The sequence below is a fragment of the Escherichia marmotae genome, assembly GCF_002900365.1.
GTDB classification, from domain to species: Bacteria; Pseudomonadota; Gammaproteobacteria; order Enterobacterales; family Enterobacteriaceae; genus Escherichia; species Escherichia marmotae.
In genome coordinates, this window is the sequence record NZ_CP025979.1 from 2866953 (window position 1) to 2892411 (window position 25459).

The 25459-nt window shown below is 48.7% G+C and carries 19 protein-coding genes; 4 read left to right on the forward strand and 15 right to left on the reverse strand.

Features of this window, described 5'->3' with window-relative positions; translation table 11 throughout:
• The first annotated feature begins 93 nt into the window (after positions 1-93).
• Entirely contained in the window at positions 94-1410 is a 1317-nt protein-coding gene (gntT, locus tag C1192_RS14950) for a gluconate transporter (protein ID WP_038355342.1), read from the forward strand.
• Positions 1411-1511: 101 nt separating this feature from the next.
• On the opposite strand, the gene malQ is transcribed toward gntT, so the two are convergent.
• Together malQ and malP are read right to left on the reverse strand one after the other, a co-directional pair.
• Entirely contained in the window at positions 1512-3596 is a 2085-nt protein-coding gene (gene malQ, locus C1192_RS14955; RefSeq protein ID WP_000444296.1) for a 4-alpha-glucanotransferase, read from the reverse strand.
• Positions 3597-3605: 9 nt separating this feature from the next.
• Complete coding sequence (gene malP / locus C1192_RS14960) at positions 3606-5999, reverse strand: maltodextrin phosphorylase (protein WP_000081932.1); 2394 nt, start codon at positions 5997-5999, stop codon at positions 3606-3608.
• A gap of 623 nt (positions 6000-6622) precedes the next feature.
• Here malP and malT point away from each other — a divergent pair.
• Complete coding sequence (malT, locus tag C1192_RS14965) at positions 6623-9328, forward strand: HTH-type transcriptional regulator MalT (RefSeq protein WP_000907051.1); 2706 nt, start codon at positions 6623-6625, stop codon at positions 9326-9328.
• A gap of 42 nt (positions 9329-9370) precedes the next feature.
• Here malT and rtcA read toward each other — a convergent pair whose 3' ends face one another.
• Both rtcA and rtcB read right to left on the reverse strand, forming a co-directional pair.
• Positions 9371-10387, reverse strand: coding sequence for an RNA 3'-terminal phosphate cyclase (rtcA, locus tag C1192_RS14970; protein WP_001517239.1), 1017 nt, complete (start codon positions 10385-10387; stop codon positions 9371-9373).
• Positions 10388-10390: 3 nt separating this feature from the next.
• Positions 10391-11617: an RNA-splicing ligase RtcB gene (rtcB, locus tag C1192_RS14975; protein ID WP_001517240.1), complete on the reverse strand. Its 1227-nt coding sequence runs from the start codon at positions 11615-11617 to the stop codon at positions 10391-10393.
• A gap of 188 nt (positions 11618-11805) precedes the next feature.
• Here rtcB and rtcR point away from each other — a divergent pair, with 188 nt between their 5' ends.
• Complete coding sequence (gene rtcR / locus C1192_RS14980) at positions 11806-13404, forward strand: DNA-binding transcriptional regulator RtcR (protein ID WP_001232910.1); 1599 nt, start codon at positions 11806-11808, stop codon at positions 13402-13404.
• On the opposite strand, the gene C1192_RS14985 is transcribed toward rtcR, so the two are convergent.
• Genes C1192_RS14985 through glpE form a run of 3 tightly spaced genes read right to left on the reverse strand, consistent with a single transcriptional unit; the run spans position 13386 to position 15362 of the window.
• Entirely contained in the window at positions 13386-14144 is a 759-nt protein-coding gene (locus C1192_RS14985; RefSeq protein WP_000815101.1) for a DeoR/GlpR family transcriptional regulator, read from the reverse strand. The two genes, rtcR and C1192_RS14985, sit on opposite strands and share 19 nt — an antisense overlap.
• 16 nt (positions 14145-14160) lie before the next feature.
• A complete protein-coding gene (gene glpG, locus C1192_RS14990; protein ID WP_001517241.1) occupies positions 14161-14991 on the reverse strand; it encodes a rhomboid family intramembrane serine protease GlpG in 831 nt (276 codons plus the stop codon).
• A gap of 44 nt (positions 14992-15035) precedes the next feature.
• A complete protein-coding gene (glpE, locus tag C1192_RS14995) occupies positions 15036-15362 on the reverse strand; it encodes a thiosulfate sulfurtransferase GlpE (protein WP_000434520.1) in 327 nt (108 codons plus the stop codon).
• Between the two features lie 189 nt (positions 15363-15551).
• On the opposite strand from glpE, the gene glpD reads away from it, so the two are divergent.
• Positions 15552-17057, forward strand: coding sequence for a glycerol-3-phosphate dehydrogenase (glpD, locus tag C1192_RS15000; protein ID WP_038355341.1), 1506 nt, complete (start codon positions 15552-15554; stop codon positions 17055-17057).
• A 337-nt stretch (positions 17058-17394) separates the two neighbouring features.
• Here glpD and C1192_RS15005 read toward each other — a convergent pair whose 3' ends face one another.
• The 8 genes from C1192_RS15005 to C1192_RS15040 all read right to left on the reverse strand — a co-directional run bounded on the left by C1192_RS15005 (position 17395) and on the right by C1192_RS15040 (position 25454).
• Positions 17395-17859, reverse strand: coding sequence for a hypothetical protein (locus tag C1192_RS15005; RefSeq protein ID WP_001517245.1), 465 nt, complete (start codon positions 17857-17859; stop codon positions 17395-17397).
• A gap of 3 nt (positions 17860-17862) precedes the next feature.
• A complete protein-coding gene (locus C1192_RS15010) occupies positions 17863-18267 on the reverse strand; it encodes a hypothetical protein (protein WP_038355340.1) in 405 nt (134 codons plus the stop codon).
• A 21-nt stretch (positions 18268-18288) separates the two neighbouring features.
• A complete protein-coding gene (locus C1192_RS15015) occupies positions 18289-19803 on the reverse strand; it encodes a PstS family phosphate ABC transporter substrate-binding protein (protein ID WP_038355339.1) in 1515 nt (504 codons plus the stop codon).
• Between the two features lie 81 nt (positions 19804-19884).
• Positions 19885-21015 (reverse strand): fimbrial protein, encoded by a 1131-nt coding sequence (locus C1192_RS15020; RefSeq protein WP_038355338.1) that lies wholly within the window; start codon positions 21013-21015, stop codon positions 19885-19887.
• 13 nt (positions 21016-21028) lie between these two features.
• Complete coding sequence (locus C1192_RS15025) at positions 21029-21805, reverse strand: fimbrial biogenesis chaperone (protein ID WP_016249295.1); 777 nt, start codon at positions 21803-21805, stop codon at positions 21029-21031.
• Positions 21771-22295, reverse strand: coding sequence for a fimbrial protein (locus tag C1192_RS15030; protein ID WP_000199134.1), 525 nt, complete (start codon positions 22293-22295; stop codon positions 21771-21773). The genes C1192_RS15025 and C1192_RS15030 overlap by 35 nt, the downstream gene beginning before the upstream one ends.
• Before the next feature lie 7 nt (positions 22296-22302).
• Positions 22303-22863, reverse strand: coding sequence for a fimbrial protein (locus C1192_RS15035; RefSeq protein ID WP_038355337.1), 561 nt, complete (start codon positions 22861-22863; stop codon positions 22303-22305).
• Positions 22863-25454 carry a fimbrial biogenesis usher protein gene (locus C1192_RS15040; protein WP_038355336.1) on the reverse strand — a complete coding sequence of 864 codons (2592 nt, stop codon included), beginning with the start codon at positions 25452-25454 and terminating at the stop codon, positions 22863-22865. The genes C1192_RS15035 and C1192_RS15040 overlap by 1 nt, the downstream gene beginning before the upstream one ends.
• Between the last annotated feature and the right edge of the window lie 5 nt (positions 25455-25459).

The following is a 25459-nucleotide window of genomic DNA, read 5'->3' on the forward strand; positions in this document are numbered from 1 at the left end:
GGTGCCGTTATATCTCTGTTCCCAGTTGGGACAACCAGGATTTGTCGTCAGAAACCTGACGTTACCCATAACAAATTAAAGGCCAGGTAAATCATGCCATTAGTCATTGTTGCTATCGGTGTAATCTTGTTATTACTCCTGATGATCCGCTTCAAAATGAACGGCTTCATCGCTCTCGTCCTGGTGGCGCTTGCTGTTGGATTAATGCAAGGGATGCCGCTGGATAAAGTTATTGGCTCTATCAAAGCCGGTGTCGGCGGAACGCTCGGTAGCCTTGCCCTGATCATGGGTTTTGGCGCAATGCTGGGCAAAATGCTGGCAGACTGCGGCGGCGCACAACGTATCGCCACCACGCTGATCGCCAAATTTGGTAAAAAGCACATTCAGTGGGCAGTGGTACTGACCGGTTTTACCGTCGGTTTTGCCCTGTTCTATGAAGTGGGCTTCGTACTGATGCTGCCGCTGGTGTTTACCATCGCCGCTGCTACAAATATCCCGCTGCTGTATGTTGGTGTACCGATGGCCGCTGCGCTTTCCGTAACCCACGGCTTCCTGCCACCGCATCCTGGCCCGACTGCGATTGCAACCATTTTCAATGCCGATATGGGTAAAACCCTGCTGTACGGTACTATTCTGGCAATCCCGACCGTTATTCTCGCGGGTCCGGTTTACGCTCGCGTGCTGAAAGGCATTGATAAGCCGATCCCGGAAGGCCTGTACAGCGCGAAAACCTTTAGTGAAGAAGAGATGCCGAGCTTTGGCGTCAGCGTCTGGACTTCTCTGGTTCCGGTTGTACTGATGGCAATGCGTGCCATCGCTGAAATGATCCTGCCGAAAGGTCACGCTTTCCTGCCGGTAGCAGAGTTCTTAGGTGACCCGGTAATGGCAACGCTGATTGCCGTACTAATCGCGATGTTCACCTTTGGTCTGAACCGTGGTCGCTCAATGGATCAAATTAACGACACGCTGGTTTCTTCGATCAAAATCATCGCCATGATGCTGCTAATCATCGGTGGTGGCGGTGCGTTCAAGCAGGTGTTGGTAGACAGTGGCGTGGACAAATATATCGCCTCCATGATGCACGAAACCAATATTTCCCCGCTGCTGATGGCCTGGTCTATTGCCGCCGTACTGCGTATCGCGCTGGGTTCCGCAACCGTTGCGGCAATTACTGCGGGCGGTATCGCTGCGCCGCTGATTGCAACAACTGGCGTCAGCCCAGAGTTGATGGTTATCGCGGTTGGTTCCGGTAGTGTGATTTTCTCTCACGTGAACGATCCGGGCTTCTGGCTGTTCAAAGAGTACTTTAACCTGACTATCGGTGAGACCATCAAGTCCTGGTCGATGCTGGAAACCATTATCTCGGTGTGCGGTCTGGTAGGCTGCCTGCTGCTGAATATGGTGATTTGATAACACTGACTGCCGGATATGGCGTGAATGTCTTATCCGGCGGCTCTAATGAGTAGGCCGGATAAGACGCATCAAGCGTCGCATCCGGCATTAACCGCACTCTACGTCTTCTTCCCTGCCGCCCTGCGCCGTCTGTCCAAATCCTTCAGTAACTTGTTCACGCCATCATCGGAAAACATCGTCTCAAGGGTTGTAGACAGCTTGCGCCGCCAGTTTTTGTACTGGTAACTGGTGCCAGGAATATTCACCGGTTCCGCCATATCCAGCCAGTCTTCCGGCTGTAGCCCTAACAGAGCGCTGTTACTGTCGGCAATGTACCGCTGCAAACCACGATTAAGCATCGGCGTCATCGACATCAGCGATGCCTTATGTCCGGCACGTTTTGGCAGACAACCATATTTATGCAGCGCATCCAGTAGCCCTTGCTTCGCCAGCTCGCGATCCTGATACAAACCGCGCAGCACTACTTCATCCGGGTACAGCCCCAGCGTTTTGCCCAGCGTTAAATCCCCGCTCTCCCAGTAACCACGCAGCGTTGGCAGGTCGTGCGTTGCTGCTACTGCCATCGACTGTTCCGGATACGCTTTCGGTGCGCGGAACGTCTTCTCATGGTCACTTTCGAAATAGAGCACTTTGTAGGAGTAAACCCCGCTACTGCGCAGCTTACCGACAATCTCTACCGGTACAGTGCCGAGATCTTCGCCAATCACCATGCAGCGATGGCGTTTGCTTTCCAGCGCCAGAATAGCGAGCAGATCATCCACCGGATAGTGAACATACGCTCCCTGATCCGCCGTTTCGCCATACGGTATCCACCACAAACGCAGCATCGACATCACATGGTCAATTCGCAATGCGCCGCAATTTTGCATGTTCGCGCGCAGCAGTTCGATAAACGGTTCATAGGCGCGCGCGGTGATGATATGCGGGTCCATCGGCGGCAAACCCCAGTTTTGCCCTAACGGGCCAAGGATATCTGGCGGTGCGCCAACCGATGCTTTCAGGCAATACAACTCACGGTCACACCAGGTTTCTGCCCCACCTTCCGCTACGCCAACCGCCAGGTCACGATACAAGCCAATCGGCATTTCATAGCCCTGGCTTATCTCCCAGCAGGCGGCAAACTGGCTGTAGGCCAGCCACTGCAGCCAGAGATAAAAATCGACGTCATCACGATGTTCTTCACAGAACTGACGCACTTCTGGCGAGTCTACGTTCTGATACATCTCGGGCCATGCTGGCCAGCCCCAGCGCATTTCGTCTTCTTTTACTTGTTGTGCATGTAGCGCATCAAACGCCGCCTGCCAGAACAGGCTGTCGCCCTGTTCAGCAACAAACTGGCGAAACGCTACCATTTGTCCATCATCACGTTGTGCGAATACTTTCCACGCCATCCGCAGTGCGGTCATTTTCAGTGCGGTGACGGTAGAGTAATCGACCCAGTCAGTATCCCGCGCCTGTTGCAGCGCCTGTTGCGTAGTCGGCATGTGCCACCAGGCCTGCGCCTCCTCGCTAAGATGGAAATCTTCAACGGCGTTAACATCAATATAAATCACGTTCAGCCAGCGGCGAGAAGACGGGCTATACGGGCTGGCACTTTCCGGGTTTGCCGGATAGAGCGCATGAATCGGGTTCAGGCCAATGAACGACCCGCCGCGTTTCGCCACATCCACCAACATGGCTTTGAGATCGCCAAAATCACCGATGCCCCAGTTTTTTTCCGATCGCAGGGTATAAAGCTGAACGCAAGCGCCCCACAGTTTTTGTTTATTCAACAATGCCTGCGGTTCGTAGCAGCGTTTCGGTGCGACAATCACCCGACAATGGGCGCGCTGTTCGTCCTGGGTAAGCGTCAGCGTGTGATAACCTTCCGGCAGCTTCGCCGGAAGATTGAAGGCTTTGCCACCACTCACGTGGCCTTTGTACTGTGTTCCTTCTTCGGTAGTCAGCAGCCAGCTAAATTCGCCGCTGCCCTCCACCGCCATTGGCATTTTTTTACCGAAGGTATACACCATGACGTTGGGTACTGGCGTTACCGCCACTTTCGTGGCGGTACTCCGATGCATCGCGTCAAGCAAACGCCGTTTGGTTTCGGCGCCAATCGACTGCGGTTTACCGTGGGCATTGATGTAATTGGGGCTGATCCCCGCCGCCAGCGCGGCATTATCCAGACGTTTGCTTTCCATCGAGCTTCCTTAGCGTTTTGCCTGCCAGATACGAGCCTGATAATCGCGAATAGAGCGATCCGAGCTAAACATACCGCAGCGGGCGGTATTGAGGATCGCCGCGCGTGTCCAGGCTTCCTGGTCGCGGTACAGCACATCCACCTGCTTTTGTGCCTCTACATAGGCTGCGAAATCCGCCATCACCAGATATGGATCGCCGCCCTGCTTACCGATACTGTGCAGCATCTGGTCAAACGCATGTTTATCGCCGTCGCTGTATTTACCGCTTTCCAGCTCTTTCAATACTGCATCGAGCTGCTTGTCTTTCTTACGCCATTTGAGCGGATCGTAGCCCTTCGCTTTCAATGCCTTAACCTGCTCCACGGTATGACCGAAGATAAAGATATTTTCTTCACCGACTTTTTCAGCAATTTCGACATTTGCGCCATCCAGCGTACCGACAGTGAGCGCACCATTAAGAGCCAGTTTCATATTGCCCGTGCCAGAAGCCTCTTTCCCAGCAGTCGAGATCTGCTCAGAGATATCCGCCGCCGGGATCAGCATTTCCGCCGCCGAGACACAGTAATCCGGCAGGAACACCACTTTCAGCTTGTCACCCACTTTTGGATCGTTGTTGATCACTTCAGCCACTTTATTGATCGCAAAAATAATGTTCTTCGCCAGATAGTAGCCCGGCGCGGCTTTCGCCCCGAACAGGAACACGCGCGGTACGCGGTCAGCTTGCGGGTTTTCGCGAATCTCTTTGTACAACGCCAGAATATGCAGCAGATTCAGGTGTTGCCGTTTGTACTCGTGCAGACGTTTAATTTGGACGTCGAAAATTGCCTGCGGGTTGATTTCAATACCAGTACGCGCTTTTACAAACTCTGCCAGACGAACTTTATTCGCCTGTTTGATTTCGCGATATTGCTGGCGGAATTTCGCGTCATCAGCGAATTTTTCCAGATTAATCAACTGATCGAGATCGTTAGCCCACTCTTTTTTCAGCGATTTATCCAGCAGCGCCGCCAGTGCCGGGTTGCACTGTTTGATCCAGCGACGCGGAGTAATACCATTAGTGACGTTATGGAATTTGTTCGGCCACAACTGGTGGTATTCCGGGAACAAATCTTTCACCACCAGATCCGAGTGCAGCGCCGCCACGCCATTCACCGCAAAGCCGCTAACCACACACATATTGGCCATACGAACTTGTTTGTCATGTACCACCGCCAGTTTCGCCCATACCGCCTTGTCGCCCGGCCAGGTTTGTTCCACCAGCTTCTTAAAGCGGTTATTGATTTCGTTGATTACCTGCATATGGCGTGGCAACAGCGCTTTAATCAGCTTCTCATCCCAGCACTCCAGTGCTTCTGGCATCAGGGTATGGTTGGTATAAGCGAAGGTTTTACTGGTGATTGCCCAGGCGTCATCCCAGCTCATTTGGTGCTCATCTATCAGCACACGCAGCAGTTCAGGAATGGCAATAGTCGGGTGTGTGTCGTTAAGTTGAATGACTTCGTAATCCGCCAGCTCGTGCAGTTTACGCCCCGCCAGATGATGGCGACGAAGAATGTCAGCAATCGAACAGGCGCACTGGAAGTATTGCTGCATCAGGCGCAATTTTTTACCGGCGGTATGGTTGTCGTTTGGATAGAGAACTTTAGTCAGTTTTTCCGCGTTGATGCCCTGTTGTTCAGCACGCAGGAAATCACCGTCATTAAATTTGGTAAGATTGAACGGATGAGCATGAGTCGCCTGCCACAAACGTAGCGGCTGTGCTACGCCGTTACGGTAGCCCAACACCGGAAGATCCCACGCTTGCCCGGTAATGGTAAATTCCGGTTCCCAGCGTCCATCTTTCGTCACTTTGCCGCCAATGCCCACCTGCACATCCAGCGCTTCGTTATGGCTAAACCACGGATAGTTGCCACGATGCCAGTCGTCTGGCGCTTCAGACTGTTTGCCACCGACAAAGGACTGACGGAACAGACCATACTGGTAGTTAAGACCATAGCCAGTAGCTGACTGCCCAACGGTTGCCATTGAGTCGAGGAAACACGCAGCCAGACGCCCCAGGCCACCGTTCCCCAACGCCGGGTCGATCTCTTCTTCCAGCAGGTCTGTCAGGTTGATGTCATAAGACTTCAATGAATCCTGAACAGCCTGATACCAGCCGAGGTTTAACAGATTGTTGCCTGTCAGACGACCAATCAAAAACTCCATTGAGATGTAGTTAACATGACGCTGATTCGCCGCCGGTTTGGCAAAAGGCTGGGCCCGCAGCATTTCCGCCAACGCTTCACTCACAGCCAGCCACCATTGGTGAGGGGTCATCTCAGCCGCTGAAGTTAAACCATAACGCTGCCACTGGCGTGACAGGGCTTCCTGAAATTGCTTTTCATTAAAAATGGGTTGTGACATAGGAGTTCCAGTTTTCTTAGATATTAAACACAACGTTATCGTTAGTTTGCCAGGCTCCATGTTGACCTTCCTCATCCTACGGGGGATTAGGCGGGGAGGAGTGACGGGGATGAGCAAGAAAATGTGAGCGCGCCCACTTAAAGGTAGTGCAATCAACTGCAAAAGTATCAGCTCAGTGCCAGAGAGCGCAGAAAACCTGTTATTAACAGTCAGAAATGGCCGTTGCGTATTATCAAAAAGCGGAAAGTAACTCTATAAATTAAGTAAAGCGGCGAAATAGTTTCAACAATGAAATATCCATCAAAGGGCATCTCATTCTTAATAGATTTATTAAGATCATCTTTCCAGAGAGACCTTTCATCAGGAATTAAGGAGGTTTCATTGCTTTAATGAACCTTTTGGATTAAGGGAAAACACCCTAAGATCCAATATCCACACTGCATTTGCGTTGTTTTAAGATGAGGCATTAATAAACGTTTGGAATTGTGACAGAGTGCAAATTCAGACACATAAAAAATTGTCATCGCTTGCATTGCACAGGTTTCTGGCCGAACTTATAACTATTAATTACGAAGCGCAAAAAAAATAATATTTCCTCAATTTCCACAGTGAAGTGATTAACTATGCTGATTCCGTCAAAATTAAGTCGTCCGGTTCGACTCGACCATACTGTGGTTCGTGAGCGCCTGCTGGCTAAACTTTCCGGCGCGAACAACTTCAGGCTGGTGCTGATCACAAGTCCTGCTGGTTACGGAAAGACAACACTCATATCCCAATGGGCGGCAGGAAAAAACGATTTGGGCTGGTACTCGCTTGATGACGGCGATAACCAGCAAGAACGTTTCGCCAGCTATCTGATTGCCGCTGTGCAACAGGCAACCAGCGGGCACTGCGTCATCAGTGAAACAATGACGCAAAAACGGCAGTATGCCAGCCTGACGTCACTGTTTGCCCAGCTTTTCATTGAGCTGGCGGAATGGCATAGCCCACTTTTCCTGGTGATTGACGATTACCATCTGATCACCAATCCGGTTATCCACGAATCCATGCGCTTCTTCATTCGCCATCAACCAGAAAATCTCACCCTGGTGGTGCTGTCACGCAATCTTCCGCAATTGGGCATTGCCAATCTGCGCGTACGTGAACAACTATTAGAAATTGGCAGCCAGCAACTGGCGTTTACCCATCAGGAAGCCAAGCAGTTTTTTGATTGTCGTCTGTCATCACCGATTGAAGCGACCGAAAGCGGTCGGATTTGCGATGATGTGTCCGGTTGGGCGACGGCGTTGCAGCTAATCGCGCTCTCTGCGCGGCAAAATACCCACTCGGCCCATAAATCAGCGCGCCGTCTGGCGGGCATCAATGCCAGCCATCTTTCTGATTATCTGGTCGATGAAGTGCTAGATAACGTTGATCTGGCGACACGCCATTTCCTGCTAAAAAGCGCCATTTTGCGCTCAATGAATGATGCGCTAATCACCCGCGTGACCGGCGAAGAAAACGGGCAAATGCGTCTTGAAGAGATTGAGCGCCAGGGGCTGTTTTTGCAACGGATGGATGATACTGGCGAATGGTTCTGCTATCACCCGCTGTTTGGTAACTTCCTGCGCCAACGCTGCCAGTGGGAGCTGGCGGCGGAGCTGCCAGAAATCCACCGTGCCGCCGCAGAAAGCTGGATGGCACAAGGCTTTCCCAGCGAAGCTATTCATCATGCGCTGGCGGCAGGCGATGCTTTGATGTTGCGCGATATTTTGCTTAATCACGCCTGGAGCCTGTTCAACCATAGTGAACTGTCGCTGCTGGAAGAGTCACTCAAAGCCCTGCCGTGGGACAGTCTGCTGGAAAATCCACAGTTGGTGTTATTGCAGGCCTGGTTGATGCAAAGCCAACATCGCTACGGCGAAGTGAACACCCTGCTGGCGCGAGCCGAACACGAGCTCCAGGACATCAGAGAAGGCACCATGCATGCAGAGTTCAACGCCCTGCGCGCCCAGGTGGCCATTAACGACGGTAATCCGGAAGAAGCCGAACGACTGGCAAAACTGGCTCTGGAAGATCTGCCTCCGGGTTGGTTCTATAGCCGCATTGTTGCGACCTCTGTGCTTGGCGAAGTGTTGCACTGTAAAGGTGAGCTGACCCGCTCGCTGGCATTAATGCAACAAACTGAGCAGATGGCGCGTCAGCACGATGTCTGGCACTACGCCTTGTGGAGTCTGATTCAGCAAAGCGAAATTCTGTTTGCTCAAGGATTCCTGCAAACTGCGTGGGAAACGCAGGAAAAAGCGTTCCAGTTGATTAACGAACAGCATCTGGAACAGTTGCCGATGCATGAATTTTTAGTACGTATCCGCGCGCAACTGTTATGGGCATGGGCACGGCTGGATGAAGCCGAAGCCTCGGCGCGTAGTGGAATTGAAGTCTTATCGTCTTATCAGCCACAGCAACAGCTCCAGTGTCTGGCAATGTTAATTCAATGTTCGCTGGCTCGTGGCGATCTGGATAACGCCCGTAGCCAACTTAACCGCCTGGAAAACCTGCTGGGGAATGGCAAATATCACAGCGACTGGATCTCTAACGCCAACAAAGTTCGCGTTATTTACTGGCAGATGACCGGCGATAAAGCCGCCGCAGCAAACTGGTTGCGCCATACTGCGAAGCCGGAGTTTGCCAATAACCACTTCCTGCAAGGTCAATGGCGCAACATTGCCCGTGCACAAATCTTGCTGGGCGAGTTTGAACCTGCGGAAATTGTCCTCGAGGAACTCAACGAAAACGCCCGCAGTCTGCGGTTGATGAGCGACCTGAACCGCAACCTGCTTTTACTCAATCAGTTGTACTGGCAGGCAGGGCGGAAAAGTGACGCCCAGCGCGTATTGCTGGACGCATTAAAACTGGCGAATCGCACAGGATTTATCAGTCACTTTGTCATCGAAGGCGAAGCCATGGCGCAGCAGTTACGCCAACTGATTCAACTCAATACGCTGCCGGAACTGGAACAGCACCGCGCGCAGCGTATTTTGCGGGAAATAAACCAACATCACCGGCATAAGTTCGCTCACTTTGACGAGACCTTTGTCGAACGTCTGCTAAATCACCCGGAAGTGCCGGAACTTATCCGTACCAGCCCGCTGACCCAACGCGAATGGCAGGTGCTGGGGCTGATTTACTCCGGTTACAGCAATGAACAAATTGCGGGCGAACTGGAAGTGGCAGCGACCACCATCAAAACGCATATCCGCAATCTGTATCAGAAACTCGGCGTTGCCCACCGTCAGGCTGCGGTACAGCACGCACAGAAACTGCTGAAGATGATGGGATATGGGGTGTAAGTTTGGTCAGATAACATTCCTGCTCCGACTTACATCCCTGCATTATTCAACGCTAACTCGCGTTACATCGTCTGTTTCAGTCAGAGTAAACCGCACAGGTAAGAACCGTTCCACCACCGCGATATTGGTCAGCAGATGGCATGAGGGATGCGCGACCGTAAACGCCCCCGCACCCGCCAACGCCATGGGCAACACCAGTTGATCTGCGAGATATTCACCTACTGCCGCCGGACTTGCCAGGTAACGTTTCACTTCTTTAACCAACTGCGCTGCTACCACTTCGGCACTGACGCGCTTTTCACCGACGGCAAAAAAGCGTTCGGTAATATTTTCGCTTTCCACTTCTAGCGAGACGGTATTTCCCGGTCCCTGCTCACGCGGCAAGAGATGGATATTCTGCTCATACAGCGAAAAACTGGCTGCCAGCGCAACGAGTTCACGTTCTCCGACATGCCGCGGCACACCAGCTAATAATACTTCGCCGCGTAATCGCATAACGGTGCCCCGCTCGCCCAGTTGTAACGCGTTTAGTGATGCCACGGGCGTGACTTCCGCTACCACCACACCGCCTCCGGCAGGGTAAAAACCGTGGCGTAACAGCGTGGTTTGCTGATGAATCCCCATTTGTGCCAGCAGAGGTTCCAGCACGCGGCAGATAAAACCCGCGGGCGGCGCCGACGGGTTTTCGGTGCCACCGCTGACTTCTACGCGAGAAGGTCCATCGGCAAACCACAGCGCAGGCAACACCGTTTGCAGCACCAACATGCAGCTTCCGGCACTACCGATAGCAAAGCGATAATCGCCGCCACGCACATTACCGGGCCGGAAGACCAGGCGCTGCGAACCCAGTTCCGCGCCGTCTACTATAGCTCCGCAAATTTCCGTCGCCGCCTTTACCGCGGTCAGATGCTGGCGCAACAGCCCCGGTTTCGCCCGTCCGGCACGAATGCCTGTGATGGTAAACGGCTTACCGGTTATCATCGACAGACTTAACGCCGAGCGCAGGATCTGCCCGCCGCCTTCGCCCTGTGCACCATCCAGCGCAATCATCCTTTTCATCATTTATCCTTTTACGCACACCACCTGACGCAGGGTGTAGACGACTTCCACCAGATCGCTTTGTGCTGCCATTACTGCATCAATGTCCTTATACGCCATTGGGATTTCGTCGATCACCTCGGCATCTTTACGGCATTCCACATGCGCTGTAGCACGGATCTGATCTTCCACACTAAACAGTTTTTTCGCTTTGGTACGGCTCATCACGCGACCTGCACCGTGGCTGCATGAGCAGAAAGACTCTTCATTTCCCAGCCCACGCACGATAAAGCTTTTCGCCCCCATCGACCCAGGAATAATTCCGTACTGCCCGGCACGCGCAGACACCGCGCCTTTCCGCGTCACATAGATCTCTTCGCCAAAGTGCAGCTCTTTTTGCACATAGTTGTGGTGGCAGTTGATCTCTTCCATTGCCAGCGTTTGCGGCTGTCTCACCGTTTTATGCGTAATGCTCTGCAACGCCGATACCACGTTTTCCATCATCGCATCACGGTTGAGGCTGGCAAAAAGCTGCGCCCAGGCCACTGCTTTCAGGTAATCGTCAAAATATTCCGTTCCTTCAAGGAAGTACGCGAGATCACGTGACGGCAACGTTTCAAGCTGTTCCTGCATCTCTTTTTGCGCCAGGTCGATAAAGTAAGTTCCGATGGCGTTACCAATTCCGCGTGAACCGGAGTGCAGCATAATCCACACCCGATCCGCCTCATCAAGGCAGATTTCAATAAAGTGGTTACCCGTTCCCAGCGTTCCTAGGTGTTTATAGTTATTGGTATTCAAGAAACGCGAGTATTTTTGCGTTAACCACTGATAACCGGCTTCCAACTCGGCCCATTTAGCATCGACGTTGACAGGCGGATTTTCCCATGCGCCTTTATCACGTTTACAACGCCCGGTAGTACGCCCGTGTGGCACGGCAGTTTCAATTGCCTGACGCAGCTCCGCCAGGTTTTCAGGCAAGTCTGCCGCCGTTAACGCGGTACGCAGTGCGTTCATTCCACAGCCGATATCCACGCCCACCGCCGCCGGAATAATCGCCCCTTTGGTCGGGATCACGCTACCAATGGTGGAACCTTTCCCCAGGTGCACATCGGGCATCACCGCAATATGCTTGAAAATAAACGGCATCTTCGCCGTATTTATCAGTTGCTGGCGCGCATCGTCTTCTACCGGCACGCCTTTGGTCCACATTTTTACCGGGGCATTTTCAGTGGTCAGTAATTCGTAATTCATTTTCTTTTTCTCGTTTCGTTGTTTGCTGTCCTGATAATTGCAACCGTCGTGCCAGAAAATTAAATCAGCAGATTAAATCTATAATTAATTGTTTTTATTTAATTAAAAGTACAAAGTCCGTATACGGAGATTTTCTATAAAGCCACTTAACCGATAATGAAATATCGTCTTTTATAAGGATATCTAAGATGCGTAAAACAGTGGCTTTTGGTTTTGTCGGAACCGTACTGGATTATGCCGGGCGCGGTAGCCAACGCTGGTCGAAATGGCGGCCGACACTCTGTTTATGCCAGCAAGAATCATTGGTGATTGATCGACTGGAATTATTACACGACGCCCGCTCACGCTCGCTGTTTGAAACGCTTAAACGCGATATCGCCAGCATTTCACCAGAAACGCAGGTTGTAGGTGTAGAAGTGGAACTCCATAATCCGTGGGATTTCGAAGAGGTCTACGCCTGCCTGCATGATTTCGCCCGTGGTTACGCTTTTCAACCTGATAAAGAAGACTATTTAATTCACATCACCACTGGCACCCACGTAGCGCAAATTTGCTGGTTTTTGCTGGCAGAAGCGCGTTACCTGCCCGCCCGACTGGCGCAAACTTCCCCGCCGCGCAAGAAAGAACAGCCGGATAGCGCAGGCGCAGTGACGATTATCGATCTCGATTTAAGCCGTTATAACGCTATCGCCAGCCGCTTTGCCGAAGAACGCCAGCAAACGCTCGATTTTCTTAAGTCAGGCATCGCCACGCGTAACCCACACTTCAACCGCATGATTGAACAGATCGAAAAAGTAGCGATTAAATCCCGCGCGCCAATCCTGCTTAATGGCCCGACCGGCGCGGGCAAGTCGTTTCTGGCACGACGCATCTTCGAATTAAAACAGGCACGGCATCAGTTTAGCGGCGCGTTTGTTGAAGTGAACTGCGCCACGCTGCGCGGTGATACCGCCATGTCGGCGCTGTTTGGTCATGTGAAAGGTGCGTTCACCGGCGCGAGAGACGCGCGGGAAGGGTTATTACGTAGCGCCAACGGCGGCATGTTGTTTCTTGATGAAATTGGCGAACTGGGCGCAGATGAACAAGCCATGTTGCTGAAAGCCATTGAAGAGAAAACTTTTTATCCGTTTGGCAGCGATCGCCAGGTGAGTAGCGATTTTCAGCTTATCGCCGGAACGGTGCGCGATTTGCGCCAGTTGGTCGCTGAAGGGAGATTTCGTGAAGACCTGTATGCGCGGATAAATCTCTGGACCTTCACTCTGCCAGGACTACGCCAGCGTCAGGAGGATATTGAGCCTAACCTGGATTATGAAGTGGAGCGCCACGCCTCACTCACCGGCGATAGCGTGCGTTTTAACACCGAAGCGCGGCGCGCATGGCTGGCTTTTGCGACATCCCCCCAGGCAACATGGCGCGGTAATTTTCGCGAACTTTCTGCCAGTGTTACGCGTATGGCGACGTTTGCCAATAGCGGACGCATCACTCTGGAAGCTGTGGAAGATGAGATTCGCCGTCTGCGCTATAACTGGCAGGAGAGTCGCCCTTCGGCACTTACGACGTTGCTGGGCGCAGAGGTGGAGAACATCGATCTCTTCGACCGAATGCAACTGGAAAACGTGATTGCCATTTGTCGCCAGGCAAAATCGCTTTCCGCCGCCGGACGTGAACTTTTTGACGTTTCGCGCCAGGGCAGAGCCAGCGTTAATGACGCGGATCGGCTACGCAAATACCTGGCGCGTTTTGGTCTGACGTGGGAATCGGTACTGACTCAGCACAGTTCCAGTTGAATATGATGGTCCGTCAGCACCTGCATCACCCCCGCAGGCGGCATGGTGTCGGTGTAAACGGCATCGACCATGCTGATGCTGCCCATGTTTACCATCGCATTACGGCCAAATTTTGAGTGATCGACAACCAGCATAACGTGGCGCGAGTTCTCAATAATGGCGCGTTTGGTGCGAACTTCATGGTAATCGAACTCCAGTAACGAGCCGTCGCTGTCAATGCCGCTGATCCCAAGAATGCCGAAATCGAGGCGGAACTGAGAGATAAAATCCAGCGTCGCTTCGCCAATGATCCCGCCATCGCGGCTACGCAATTCACCACCGGCGAGAATAATGCGGAAATCTTCTTTCACCATCAGCGTATTAGCGACATTGAGATTGTTGGTGACAATGCGCAAATTGCTGTGATTGAGCAGCGCGTGCGCCACCGCTTCCGGCGTGGTGCCGATATCAATAAACAGCGTCGAACCGTTGGGGATCTGCTCGGCCACTTTACGGGCGATACGCTCTTTTTCTTCGGTCTGGGTAGCTTTGCGATCATGCCATGGCGTGTTAACCGAACTGGAAGGCAGCGCCGCGCCGCCATGATGGCGCAGGATCAGGTTCTGTTCCGCCAGTTCATTGAGGTCACGGCGAATAGTCTGCGGGCTGACGGAAAAATGCTCTACCAGCTCTTCGGTGCTGACATAGCCCTGCTGCTTAACCAGTTCGATAATACCGTTGTGTCGTTGTGTTTGTTTCATTTATAAATCCCTGGAATTATTTTCGTTTTCGCGCATTGAGCGAATCAACAAAAGCCATCGCTAAACCCACGGCTAACCCGGCGATGTGTGCTCCATTCGCCATCGACATCCCAAACAAATCAAACCATCCGGCAACAATCCAGATCAGCGCAAAGATGATTAACCCACGTTGCAGGTAAATACCGCTTTGCGGATCGCGCTCGCCGCGTAGCCAGACGTAGCCCATCAGTGCATAAACCACGCCGGAAAGCCCGCCAAACCACGGCCCACTGAACTTTTGCTGCACATAGCCGCTTAGCAGGGCGCTGATGAGAGTAATGACTATCAGCTTACCGCTACCGAGGCGTTTTTCCACTGCGCCACCGAGATACCACCACCAGAGCAGGTTAAAGAGGATATGCATCAGCGAGAAGTGCATTAACGCATGCGTGAAGTAGCGCCAGAACTCAAATTTCAGCGTCGGATCGAATGGCCAGGCCAGCCATAACATCACTTCCTGATCGCCAAGAATTTGCATGGCGATAAACACCAGCACGCAGGCAATCATCACTACCCAGGTGACCGGGCCTGCACGTTCACGCAAAGTGGCAAAGAAAGGAAAACGGCGATAGTGCAGGCCACTACCGGTATGACCTGACTGCCAACTGGCGGCGAGATAACGCGGATCTGCCGGGTTTTCGAGAAAACGCGCCAGCTCTGCCCGCACGCGTTCGGCCTGGGATTCATCCGCCAACCAGACATCGCTTTGGTTATGTTGTTGAATCGTGAGGATAACGCCCTGTGTCGCCATGTAATCAACAAATGCCTGCGCCACGCGGGGGTTAGCAAAAGAGGTAATCATCAACATCGTTGCTGTCGCTTATTCCACACAAAAGGGGACAGTATAAAGCGTTACGCGCCGTAAGCCACCTCTGCGGGAAACTGACGCTGCCAGGCTTCAAAGCCACCATCGATACTGTAAACCACATCATAACCCTGTTGCAGCAGATACTGCGCCGCGCCTTTGCTGCTATTACCGTGGTAACACATCACCATTACCGGGGTATCGAAGTCATTTTCGCGCATGAACGCACCCAGCGTGTCATTGGTTAGATGGAAAGCCTGCGCCGCATGCCCCATTGCGAAACTTTGTGGATCGCGAATATCGACCAGCACCGCCTCTTTTTCCTGCAACTTCTGGTGCGCGTCGGCAACGTTAATACATTCGAACTGCTCCATGCGTCTCTCTTTCTTTACAAACAAGTGGGCAAATTTATCGCACAGTTTACGTCGGAGCGGCAGATAAACGCCATAATGTTATGCATATCACTCTAAAATGTTTTTTCAATGTTACTCAAAGCGCGTTTGTTTGCTATTATGTTCGATAACGAACATTTATGAGCTTTAACGAAAGTGAATGAGGGCAGCATGGAAACCAAAGATCTGATTGTGATAGGTGGCGGCATCAATGGTGCTGGTATCGCGGCAGACGCCGCTGGACGCGGTTTATCCGTGCTAATGCTGGAAGCGCAGGATCTCGCTTGTGCGACATCTTCCGCCAGTTCAAAACTCATTCACGGTGGCCTGCGTTACCTTGAACACTATGAATTCCGTCTGGTCAGCGAGGCGCTGGCAGAACGTGAAGTGTTGCTGAAAATGGCCCCGCATATCGCTTTCCCAATGCGTTTTCGCCTGCCGCATCGCCCGCATCTGCGTCCCGCGTGGATGATTCGCATTGGTCTGTTTATGTACGATCATTTGGGTAAACGAACCAGCCTGCCGGGATCAACCGGTTTGCGTTTTGGCGCAAATTCAGTATTAAAACCGGAAATTACGCGCGGATTCGAATATTCCGACTGTTGGGTCGACGACGCCCGTCTGGTATTAGCCAACGCCCAGATGGTCGTGCGTAAAGGCGGCGAAGTGCTTACCCGTACTCGTGCCACGTCTGCCCGCCGCGAAAACGGTTTGTGGATTGTGGAAGCGGAAGATATCGATACCGGCAAAAAATATACATGGCAGGCTCGCGGCCTGGTTAACGCCACCGGTCCGTGGGTGAAACAGTTCTTCGACGAAGGAATGCATCTGCCTTCACCTTATGGCATTCGCCTGATCAAAGGCAGCCATATTGTGGTGCCGCGTGTGCATACCCAGAAACAAGCGTACATTCTGCAAAACGAAGATAAACGTATTGTGTTCGTGATCCCGTGGATGGATGAGTTTTCCATCATCGGCACCACCGATGTGGAATACAAAGGCGATCCGAAAGCAGTGAAGATTGAAGAGAGCGAAATAAATTACCTGCTGAAGGTGTATAACGCGCACTTTAAAAAACAGTTAAGCCGTGACGATATCGTCTGGACTTACTCCGGCGTGCGTCCGCTGTGTGATGATGAATCCGACTCACCGCAGGCAATCACTCGTGATTACACGCTCGATATCCATGATGAAAACGGCAAAGCACCGCTGCTGTCGGTATTTGGCGGCAAGCTGACGACCTATCGTAAACTGGCGGAACACGCGCTGGAAAAACTGACGCCGTATTATCAGGGTATTGGCCCGGCGTGGACGAAAGAGAGCGTATTACCTGGTGGAGCCATCGAAGGCGACCGCGACGACTACGCAGCCCGCCTGCGCCGCCGCTATCCGTTCCTGACTGAATCGCTGGCACGTCATTACGCACGTACTTACGGCAGCAACAGCGAACTGCTGCTCGGCAATGCGGAGACGATAAACGATCTCGGGGAAGATTTCGGTCATGAGTTTTACGAAGCGGAGCTTAAATATCTGGTTGACCACGAATGGGTCCGCCGCACCGATGACGCCCTGTGGCGTCGCACGAAACAAGGCATGTGGCTGAATGCAGAACAACAATCTCGCATGAGTCAGTGGTTGGTGGAGTATACGCAGCAGAGGTTATCGCTAGCGTCATGATTTAACGTAAGCAGGCCAGGTCAGATTTCAATCTGACCTGAGACTGATGACAAACGCAAAAGCGGCCTGATGCGCTACGCTTATCAGGCCTACGTGGTTTATGCAATATATTGAATTTGCATGGTTTTGTAGGCCGGATAAGGCGTTCACGCCGCATCCGGCATGAACAAAGCGCACTAATTCCATTTGGTTGTCCTTTATTATTAACGGACAGTTTAAACTGTCAGGATAAACCTATCCTCTAGATGATATCTATTCAAAATCCGTGCAATAAAAAACTGTGCAAGGCTATTGAGAATGTCAGGGGTTTGTTGATAAATCCATTATTTCATAACGCTCATTCATTAACGCTATGTAGAAACACAGAAATATGGGACTCTATCCATCGTATCATTTCATTATGCCTGAAGCAGACATTCTCACCGTTAATTTTTCCACATAAACCAAAACCATCAAAATAGATATCACATTTTTTATTTTGATATGAAGTGATATTCACGCGCCACCTCAGATTAGTAACATTTTCCTCTTGTTCAGCATAATCCATCTGTAATAGCTCAACAATTTTTTTACTTTCTTTATCATCAAGCTCAGTGATTTCAACCTTGTATTTATAAATTTCATTCAGCCGTCCCTCATCAATTGAAACTGGCGAAGTGTATCCCTGCGGATAATTTGTAATCTCTAGTTTATCTACGCGATTACCTATGTGGCATAAATCGTTCACTTTGCCTTCGGCAACTGCGGATCCGGCGTAAATCATAAGCAAAACTGTTAAAGCTTTTTCTATTTTTTGTTTCATATTTTATTGAGTAACATTAACAGAGTCGTTTAGCGTTGATTTCTCCCTGTTGCCATCATCACTCCAGTAAATTAATTTATCGATATTATAATCAGGGTAAACTGCATATGATGTTGAAATATTTAACCTGTCCTCAAACGGACTTTTCGCGCTCACTCTCAATAAAACAGAAACTGATGGTCCTCTGACTTGATTCTCTATATCCGGGCAACGAAAAGCATAATATTGGTACAAGTCAAATTCATTTTCTGAATAATACTCAGACAAATTAATTCCGGGGTTAATTTGCTCTCTTTCACAAGCTAATGTGTAATGCAGGAAAGGCGGTGAAATACTCTGGTGTGCAGCATTACTCTCAGGAAGAAAGAGTAAGCAACTGCTGATAGGTAATAAAATCTTCATATCCATATCTGCCCCCTGTTTACTTTATTATTTAATATCTGATAACGTTTTATACAGCGGCACATAACCAACATCTTCTACCAGGCTCTGCCCTTGTGGCGTTAAAAACCACTCCACCAGTTTTTGTGTTTCTGACGTTGTATTTTCCCGCGTCACCATGAACGCATCGACGATGTACGGATATTTGCCGTTGCGAATGTTTTCCGCAGTCGGCGCAATGCCGTTAATCGCTAATAATTTTATATTCTTATCAGCATTCATTTGCGTGGCGTAATAGCGGAAGGTGTAACCAATTGCGTTGTTTGTATTACGGTATTCGGCAACGACTTTAATCATTCCTTCCATCACACTTGCCACTTCTGTTTCCTGCGGAGAGATCATGCGGATATTTTTCATGACCTGTGATTGCATCACCGTCTGACTACCCGAGTCTTCCGGGCGTTGCCAGGTCTGGATCTCCTGATCATTACCGCCAACCGTGCGCCAGTTGGTAATTGCGCCACTGAAGATGTCACGCACTTGTTGTTCAGTCAGGGAATTAACCGGGTTATCCGCATTGACGATGAAAACAAATGCTTCGCGAGCAAAAGGTGTGTACATCAAAGTAACACCTGATTCCTCTGCACGTTTTTTCTGCCCACCGGAAGGTTGTGCCACAAAAATAATATCAGCATCTCCCTTAACGATTTTGTTATACGCCTCCGGCGTGCGAGAGTTCGCCAAATATTCCCGGGTGTGTAAATCTTCCGGTATTACGCTTAACGCATAAAATGCAGAGGCATAAATTGGGTACGCTGCCGTAGCGCCATCGAGTCGCGGCCAGTTTTGCGTAAACTGGATTTGTGGTTTACCACGCAGTGGCGTCAATTGATTATTGAGTTTATCGGGTTGCCAGGCCCAGGTATCAATATTTTCGCGTACACCAACGCCGGGATTGAGCTGTTTATATAAATAAGCCTGATAACCAGCGACAAAACCAAGCATGAGAAGGATAAACAGGAGAGAATTACGGCAACGTAGCCCGGATGTGCCGATTAAAAAATGTCTTGTCGGCCAGGCGTATCCCAGCGAAAAACTGATATGCGCCCCAACGGGAATTATGACTATCCACCAGTACTCACCACCAACTAATGAGACTAACAAAACGCCCAGCCAGGGAAGCATAAGGTTTGCCAACCAATCTGCTCCCATCTGGCGAAATTGATAATCTGCCAGATGTAGCGTGATTATCCAGCCAACCAGGATTAATAGTGCCGGTAACAGAAAAAAGCATTGTCGCCAGGCGGCTATTTCTCTTTTTTCTGGAGCGCTATCGCCCGCCCATACTCGCCCCGAGAAAAATAGCATTATCGCGCCCAGCGCCAACATAAAAATGTTAAGCAGAAGGTAAATTGTTGGCGTGAAGAGTAAATTGCAAACCTCAAGAATGGCGGTAAGCCCGCTCCCCAGCATGGCAACAACCGCTGCCAAAAATTGCGTCAGTATGGGGATGCCGAAAAAAGTCATTACCAGCGAGGTCAAAATCCATTTTCCGTTTTGCATATTATTCATCCTTGCTGTTACTGCGCTTTATTTTGCACCGATGGCTAAAAGCAGGCTAATCCGATTCTGTACTCACACACATTACTGATATTCCACCCGCAAAATAGCCAGGGCGTTATAACGACCCGCAGCAGGTAGTCGCCCTGTGGTACTGACGGGGAGAGACAGAAAAGTCACGTCTGCCGTCTGAGCTGACTCAGCCCGGTTTTCAACTAACTTAAATGGCACGCCAACATGCGCAGCCAGCTCATTCAAGTCTACGGACTCCTGTTGGCTATCCATAATCATAATGCCAACGTCTGGGTTATCCTCCGCCTGAATAATGCTTTGCCGACCATTAACATCTCTCGTTGATGAAATATTGCCATCAAAAACCAGCGTCATTACGGCATCAATATCTTTATTTGTACAGTTTATCGGAATAGTGGTTGCAACCGGGGAAACGCCTGTTGGCTTCACTCCAGCACCAGCCCGACTTAGCTCACTGGCCCAGACATCCGGCATATTAACGGTAAAACTGGTGCCCTCATTAATTGTGCAACCTTGTGGAACCTCAATATTTAAGTTACCAATATAAGCATTAAATACAGGAACTGGTCCGTGCTCCGTTGGGAACTGGCTGACATACAAAGAAACCAGCAGCACGTTATTTATTGAGATGTCGGATATTATTTTTTTATCAAGTCTGATTTTTATATAGCCTTCTGTTCCGGATGACCAACTCGATGGTTTACTTCTGTCTGCTGGATAATTGGTGCTATAGTTTTCAAAAGGAACTGTCTTATCTGTCATTGTTTCATTTCTCTTATAGAGTTTTATATGTGTTGAAACCGATATCTCATGAGTCAAGGGGATAAATATATCGCTTCCCTGATGATCACCAGACGCACCTGATGGATCTATGCCAGATGTGGCTGTAAAATAAACCTCGTAATCATCCAGGGAATTGCAATACGCTTTATAAGTCCCTATATTCCAGTTCTGCACTGGTAATATTTTTCCGGGAGAATTATTATTAGCATCTGAGACAGTAACAGTACCAAAATTATAAGAAAATGTCGCAGGAGTAGTATTATTCCTTGGCTTTCCAGGATAACAAAAAGCGCGACCCCGTCCCATATCTTCTGCATACACGATGTTATAGCAACTACTGATTAAAAGAAAAAACAATATACAAATTACTTTTATATTTCCCCAGGAATAAGTTAACATTCTGCTTCTCCAGTTATCCATGTATCGCTACTGCACCCATAACATTATTTTGCAAAACATTTAATTTCACGTTACATACAGGTAAGGCATTATTATAAAGATCCAACGTTTGCCAGTTAACCTCACAATATCCTTGCCGCAAACACCAATTCTGTTGACGATGGCTAAATGGTGCGACCATGCCACCATTTATGCTTTTACCATCAATAGATAAATTATAGAGTGTCACATACCAGGGGGTAGGGTTAAAAATGGTGACAGTTTCATTGTTTCGCGACCAACGTAACTGTTTATAAGCGTCAAGTGGATTACCTGATAATGTCTCCGGGCGATAAAATATTTTCATCCTATTGCGTACGGCTACCTGGAGTTGATTTTCGTTCTTAAGCTGTGAGTTTGGTTCCTGAGCAGGTAACGCTGCAATATTCAGTATAAATAAACTCTCACGATCTGCAGGTAACTGGCCACCCACGTGATTAATTCTTATTTTGGTATGTTTATCTTGTTTAAGTACTAATAATGGTGGCGTCGCAATAAATATTTTATCTGGAAGTAAAGGCTGGGATTCCACTGTCCCTTTTAACTGACGTCCATCATCAGGTGTCACGGAAATTTTAACCAACATATCTTTACTGGCAGTATTTTTAAGCTCGACCGATATTGATGACTGCTTTTCTGGGTAAACAAAACGGGTACTGCCAACGACAACCCCTGCTTGCGCATTTGTGCAACATATTAAAAAGAATATCAGCACATTAATCATAAGTGACGATAAAGGAAACTGATGCATTCGCATCTCCTGGTTGTACATCATTTTTTATGGCTTTATAAGCCGCAAAGAAATGCAATGTGTTATCTACCAATGGCGTAAGAGCATAACTGGTGCTTATTATACCATTACTAATACTTTGTCTGTTGTTATCAAAAATAGCCAGCGCTAACCCCTCAACAGATCCCTCATCCAGTTTATACAGGGTGGTATCTTCACTTACTGATGTTCCATCAAATTTGATATTGGCATTACTGACATCACTGCCACAGCGGGTTAATTTTATAGAGAAGTCAATTTTTTCAGTGACATCCCCTGAATTTCTAACCCTATAACTGGGTACATCTGGCATGTTGACCGTGAAATTTTTAGACTCATCGGCAACAATGCAAGTCTTTGCCGTTATTATTCCTTCTATACGTACAACACCTGTATGCGTTGTATCATCAGCAATGGATGATATTGATATCACAGAGAATAACAAAGCAATTAAATTACAATAGCGCGTCATATTATCCTCACTGATAGTCTATATCAAAGTACAACAGTGCATTTGCCTGCCCCGCATGTACGTTTTGCTGAGTTGACTTATAGCGGAGTTTAAAGTCTAAACTGGCATCGCCATTATTATCTAAAACTAATTCTTTGAAACCTGACTCATCATTAATTGCAATAACTTTATCATCGTTATCTAAAATTTCGACGCCCACTCCAGTTGCACTATCTGCACTGGAAGTAAGGCGTAATAAGGTGGTATTGATGGTGTCTGTATCTCCGCTAAACCGCACATTAGCACTGACTCCTGAACTATAAATAGTACTGGTTGCCGTTGGACATCCTTCCAGATTTATCGTAAATGTATGACTACCAGAAACATCCCCCACATTTAAAAAATCATTAACGTCATAAGTTCCCATGTTTACTGGCTGGTCTTTACTTCCAGTTGTAATATCACATGTTTTTGCTAATAACTGACCTGTAAATGTGACCACGACGGTATCGTTAGCAAGTGCATTACATGAAACCACCATGAATAATGAAGTAAAAATTAATAAAATAAATTTCTGTAATATATTCATTAGCGGCACTCCAGATTTGCATAGCTAATAGCATTATCTATCTCGCTTTTCGGTAATTGATAGCTTGCCTGACATTGCTGATAAGAACCGTCTCCCCACTGTATATTTATTATGCCTTGTAAAGGCAAACCGGAGAGATAAACCTGACCACTGTCACCAACTATTCCTGTAATCTGAGCCGTCCCCTCAGTGGGGACACTGGCTGTCGCACCAAATGGAACAGGTTTATTACGATAGCGAACATTAAATAAACCACGAATACCGACATGGGCATTAAACTCAGCGCGAACTAAAGCGCCTTTACTGGGTATCACTTCCATGCTGGTAGCATCTAATTCTGTATGCATACTCATAGACATAGGGTCTAAAGAGATATTATTACGCCGGTATTCCGTGGCATAAGGTACGACAGCATAGCCACGCCAGTCTGTCTTCACTCCCGTTCCACGTTCCACATTTACATTGTTTGCCCCAGGTGCTTTTATCAGTATATTTGTTTCACCTAACGGCTGGCTTAGCGTGAGACCATTTTCATGAACAACCAAGGCACCACTTAAACCATAGTTAAATTGCTGGTTACCATTATTATCGTAGCTGTATCCTGAATTTAGTGAACCATAAGCACCACGGTAGTTTAAACCTACCGATCCATTCCCACCATTATTCTGATTGGCGAAATTTTGTTGAATGTTATAGTTAAGATTATGTTGCTCCAGCAGTGAGCCTGATACTCCAGCATACTGATTCACATGGCCGCTATTATCCTGACTGTAACCATAAGTCGCAGTCATAGAATTTGATGCATTACGCCCATCAACGGCTGGTGATAGCCAATTGCTGATCGGCAATGAGACATTGACGGATAAGATTCTGTCAGCATCAGAACCCGGTGATTTGCTATAATTATAAGCAACATTTAAATAAACCCCATGCACGCTCGTATTATAGCCGACCTGATATAAGGTATCTTTATTATTCGTATTCCAGTAACTTTGCTGACTTGCCGCCAAATACATAGAACCATATTTACCTAATGGTTGCGATATATTTGCCTGAAACTTTCCTCTTTTGTTATAACGCAAATTGTAAAAATCATTCCAGTTATAAACATAGTCTTTTTCATTAAGAGTATCTGGATCGATAACTGTCCCCGACATTTGTTTATATGTGGTATCACTCAACGAATAAAATCCTTCCGTCGAGTAACGATAACCAATAATCTGAAAAGCCGTACCTGTTTGCACTAATGATTTTGAGTATAGAAAACGGTACGATTTCCCTTGATGTTTACTGCCATCGGCAAGCGTGCTATTGGCTTGCGTCAAGTCGAATGACGTCGCTCCAAACATACCAAGGTTGAACCCCAGCCCGAGAGCTATTGCCCGATAATTATCAGAATATTGTATTCCTCCATATGCAGTAATATCCCAGGGTAATCCCCAAATCAAATCGCCCTGAAAGATATATGGATTATTTTGATTGTAGCTATTAGTACGATATTTACCGACCGTCGCAGAATATTTTATATGGCCTTCGCGTTGAAGGATGGGAACAGCGGCGTAAGGAATGGTATAGATAGTTTCAGAATTATCAGACTCTTTGATCGTAACTTCCAAATCCCCTGCGGAAGACGTAGGGTTCAGATCGTTGATTTCAAAAGGTCCGGGAGGAATATAAGTCTGATAAATAACATAGCCATTTTGTTTAATCGTTACCTGAGCATTGCTTTTAGCAATGCCGCGCACAGTAGGGGCAAAACCACTTTGGCTATCGGGCAGCATGTTTTCGTCGGACTCAAGTTTAGCACCACGAATACTCACGCTGTCGAAAACATCTGATGAAGACCAGGTATCACCCAGTGTTAATTCACTTTTGAAAGGAATAATTACCCGTTGTAATGTACTACTCACATGTGCAATTTTCCCCGGTGAATTACCTGAACGACTCCATGTAGAGTAATCACGAAAACGCCACGCCCCTAAATTTAAACCTGAACGCAGATTTAAATAATAGCCATCAGACACGTAGTCGCCACGATCACTATTGCCAGAAAAATCATAATTAATAAGAACTGCCGGGATACCATTATCCCATTCTTCAGGTGGAATATAGCCACGTGCCTCATGCTTTAATATTGCCTGCGGGAAAGTCAGTTTGAGTCGTTGCGCATCAAGTTCAGGTGTATATTGAACTTCTGCAAACCATATACGCAAATCGAGACAATGATTCCCCTCATCTTGCGCCTGCTCCGGCAATGCACTTTTGTTGATTCCTAAAATGACTAATTCATCGAGCGAAAAACAGGGAATCAACTGATTCTGCTCATCAGCTTTGAAAGTGACCTTACGTGATGTCAAAGGCGAATCATTGACCCATATTTCAACCTCATAACTACCAGGTAGATAAGTCATCCCTTTCTCAAAACGAGATAAATCAGCAACAGCTTCAGTATCACCCGACAGAAAGGCAGGGTTAAAGCGCATACCCGCCGCTGAATACGCAGGCAAAAGTGTCAGTAGAAGCGGTATACACTGCCCCATCTGCTTGTTCCTTGCCATCCAGTGTTCGAGTTTTTTGAGCTTTAGGTTCATATCCC

What these genes read in the sequence shown, in the direction of transcription:
- gntT (WP_038355342.1), top strand. Translation starts at nt 94, where the DNA reads ATGCCATTAGTCATTGTTGCTATCGGTGTAATCTTGTTATTACTCCTG.
- malQ (WP_000444296.1), bottom strand. Translation starts at nt 3,596, where the DNA reads ATGGAAAGCAAACGTCTGGATAATGCCGCGCTGGCGGCGGGGATCAGC.
- malP (WP_000081932.1), bottom strand. Translation starts at nt 5,999, where the DNA reads ATGTCACAACCCATTTTTAATGAAAAGCAATTTCAGGAAGCCCTGTCA.
- malT (WP_000907051.1), top strand. Translation starts at nt 6,623, where the DNA reads ATGCTGATTCCGTCAAAATTAAGTCGTCCGGTTCGACTCGACCATACT.
- rtcA (WP_001517239.1), bottom strand. Translation starts at nt 10,387, where the DNA reads ATGAAAAGGATGATTGCGCTGGATGGTGCACAGGGCGAAGGCGGCGGG.
- rtcB (WP_001517240.1), bottom strand. Translation starts at nt 11,617, where the DNA reads ATGAATTACGAATTACTGACCACTGAAAATGCCCCGGTAAAAATGTGG.
- rtcR (WP_001232910.1), top strand. Translation starts at nt 11,806, where the DNA reads ATGCGTAAAACAGTGGCTTTTGGTTTTGTCGGAACCGTACTGGATTAT.
- C1192_RS14985 (WP_000815101.1), bottom strand. Translation starts at nt 14,144, where the DNA reads ATGAAACAAACACAACGACACAACGGTATTATCGAACTGGTTAAGCAG.
- glpG (WP_001517241.1), bottom strand. Translation starts at nt 14,991, where the DNA reads ATGTTGATGATTACCTCTTTTGCTAACCCCCGCGTGGCGCAGGCATTT.
- glpE (WP_000434520.1), bottom strand. Translation starts at nt 15,362, where the DNA reads ATGGAGCAGTTCGAATGTATTAACGTTGCCGACGCGCACCAGAAGTTG.
- glpD (WP_038355341.1), top strand. Translation starts at nt 15,552, where the DNA reads ATGGAAACCAAAGATCTGATTGTGATAGGTGGCGGCATCAATGGTGCT.
- C1192_RS15005 (WP_001517245.1), bottom strand. Translation starts at nt 17,859, where the DNA reads ATGAAACAAAAAATAGAAAAAGCTTTAACAGTTTTGCTTATGATTTAC.
- C1192_RS15010 (WP_038355340.1), bottom strand. Translation starts at nt 18,267, where the DNA reads ATGGATATGAAGATTTTATTACCTATCAGCAGTTGCTTACTCTTTCTT.
- C1192_RS15015 (WP_038355339.1), bottom strand. Translation starts at nt 19,803, where the DNA reads ATGCAAAACGGAAAATGGATTTTGACCTCGCTGGTAATGACTTTTTTC.
- C1192_RS15020 (WP_038355338.1), bottom strand. Translation starts at nt 21,015, where the DNA reads ATGTTAACTTATTCCTGGGGAAATATAAAAGTAATTTGTATATTGTTT.
- C1192_RS15025 (WP_016249295.1), bottom strand. Translation starts at nt 21,805, where the DNA reads ATGCATCAGTTTCCTTTATCGTCACTTATGATTAATGTGCTGATATTC.
- C1192_RS15030 (WP_000199134.1), bottom strand. Translation starts at nt 22,295, where the DNA reads ATGACGCGCTATTGTAATTTAATTGCTTTGTTATTCTCTGTGATATCA.
- C1192_RS15035 (WP_038355337.1), bottom strand. Translation starts at nt 22,863, where the DNA reads ATGAATATATTACAGAAATTTATTTTATTAATTTTTACTTCATTATTC.
- C1192_RS15040 (WP_038355336.1), bottom strand. Translation starts at nt 25,454, where the DNA reads ATGAACCTAAAGCTCAAAAAACTCGAACACTGGATGGCAAGGAACAAG.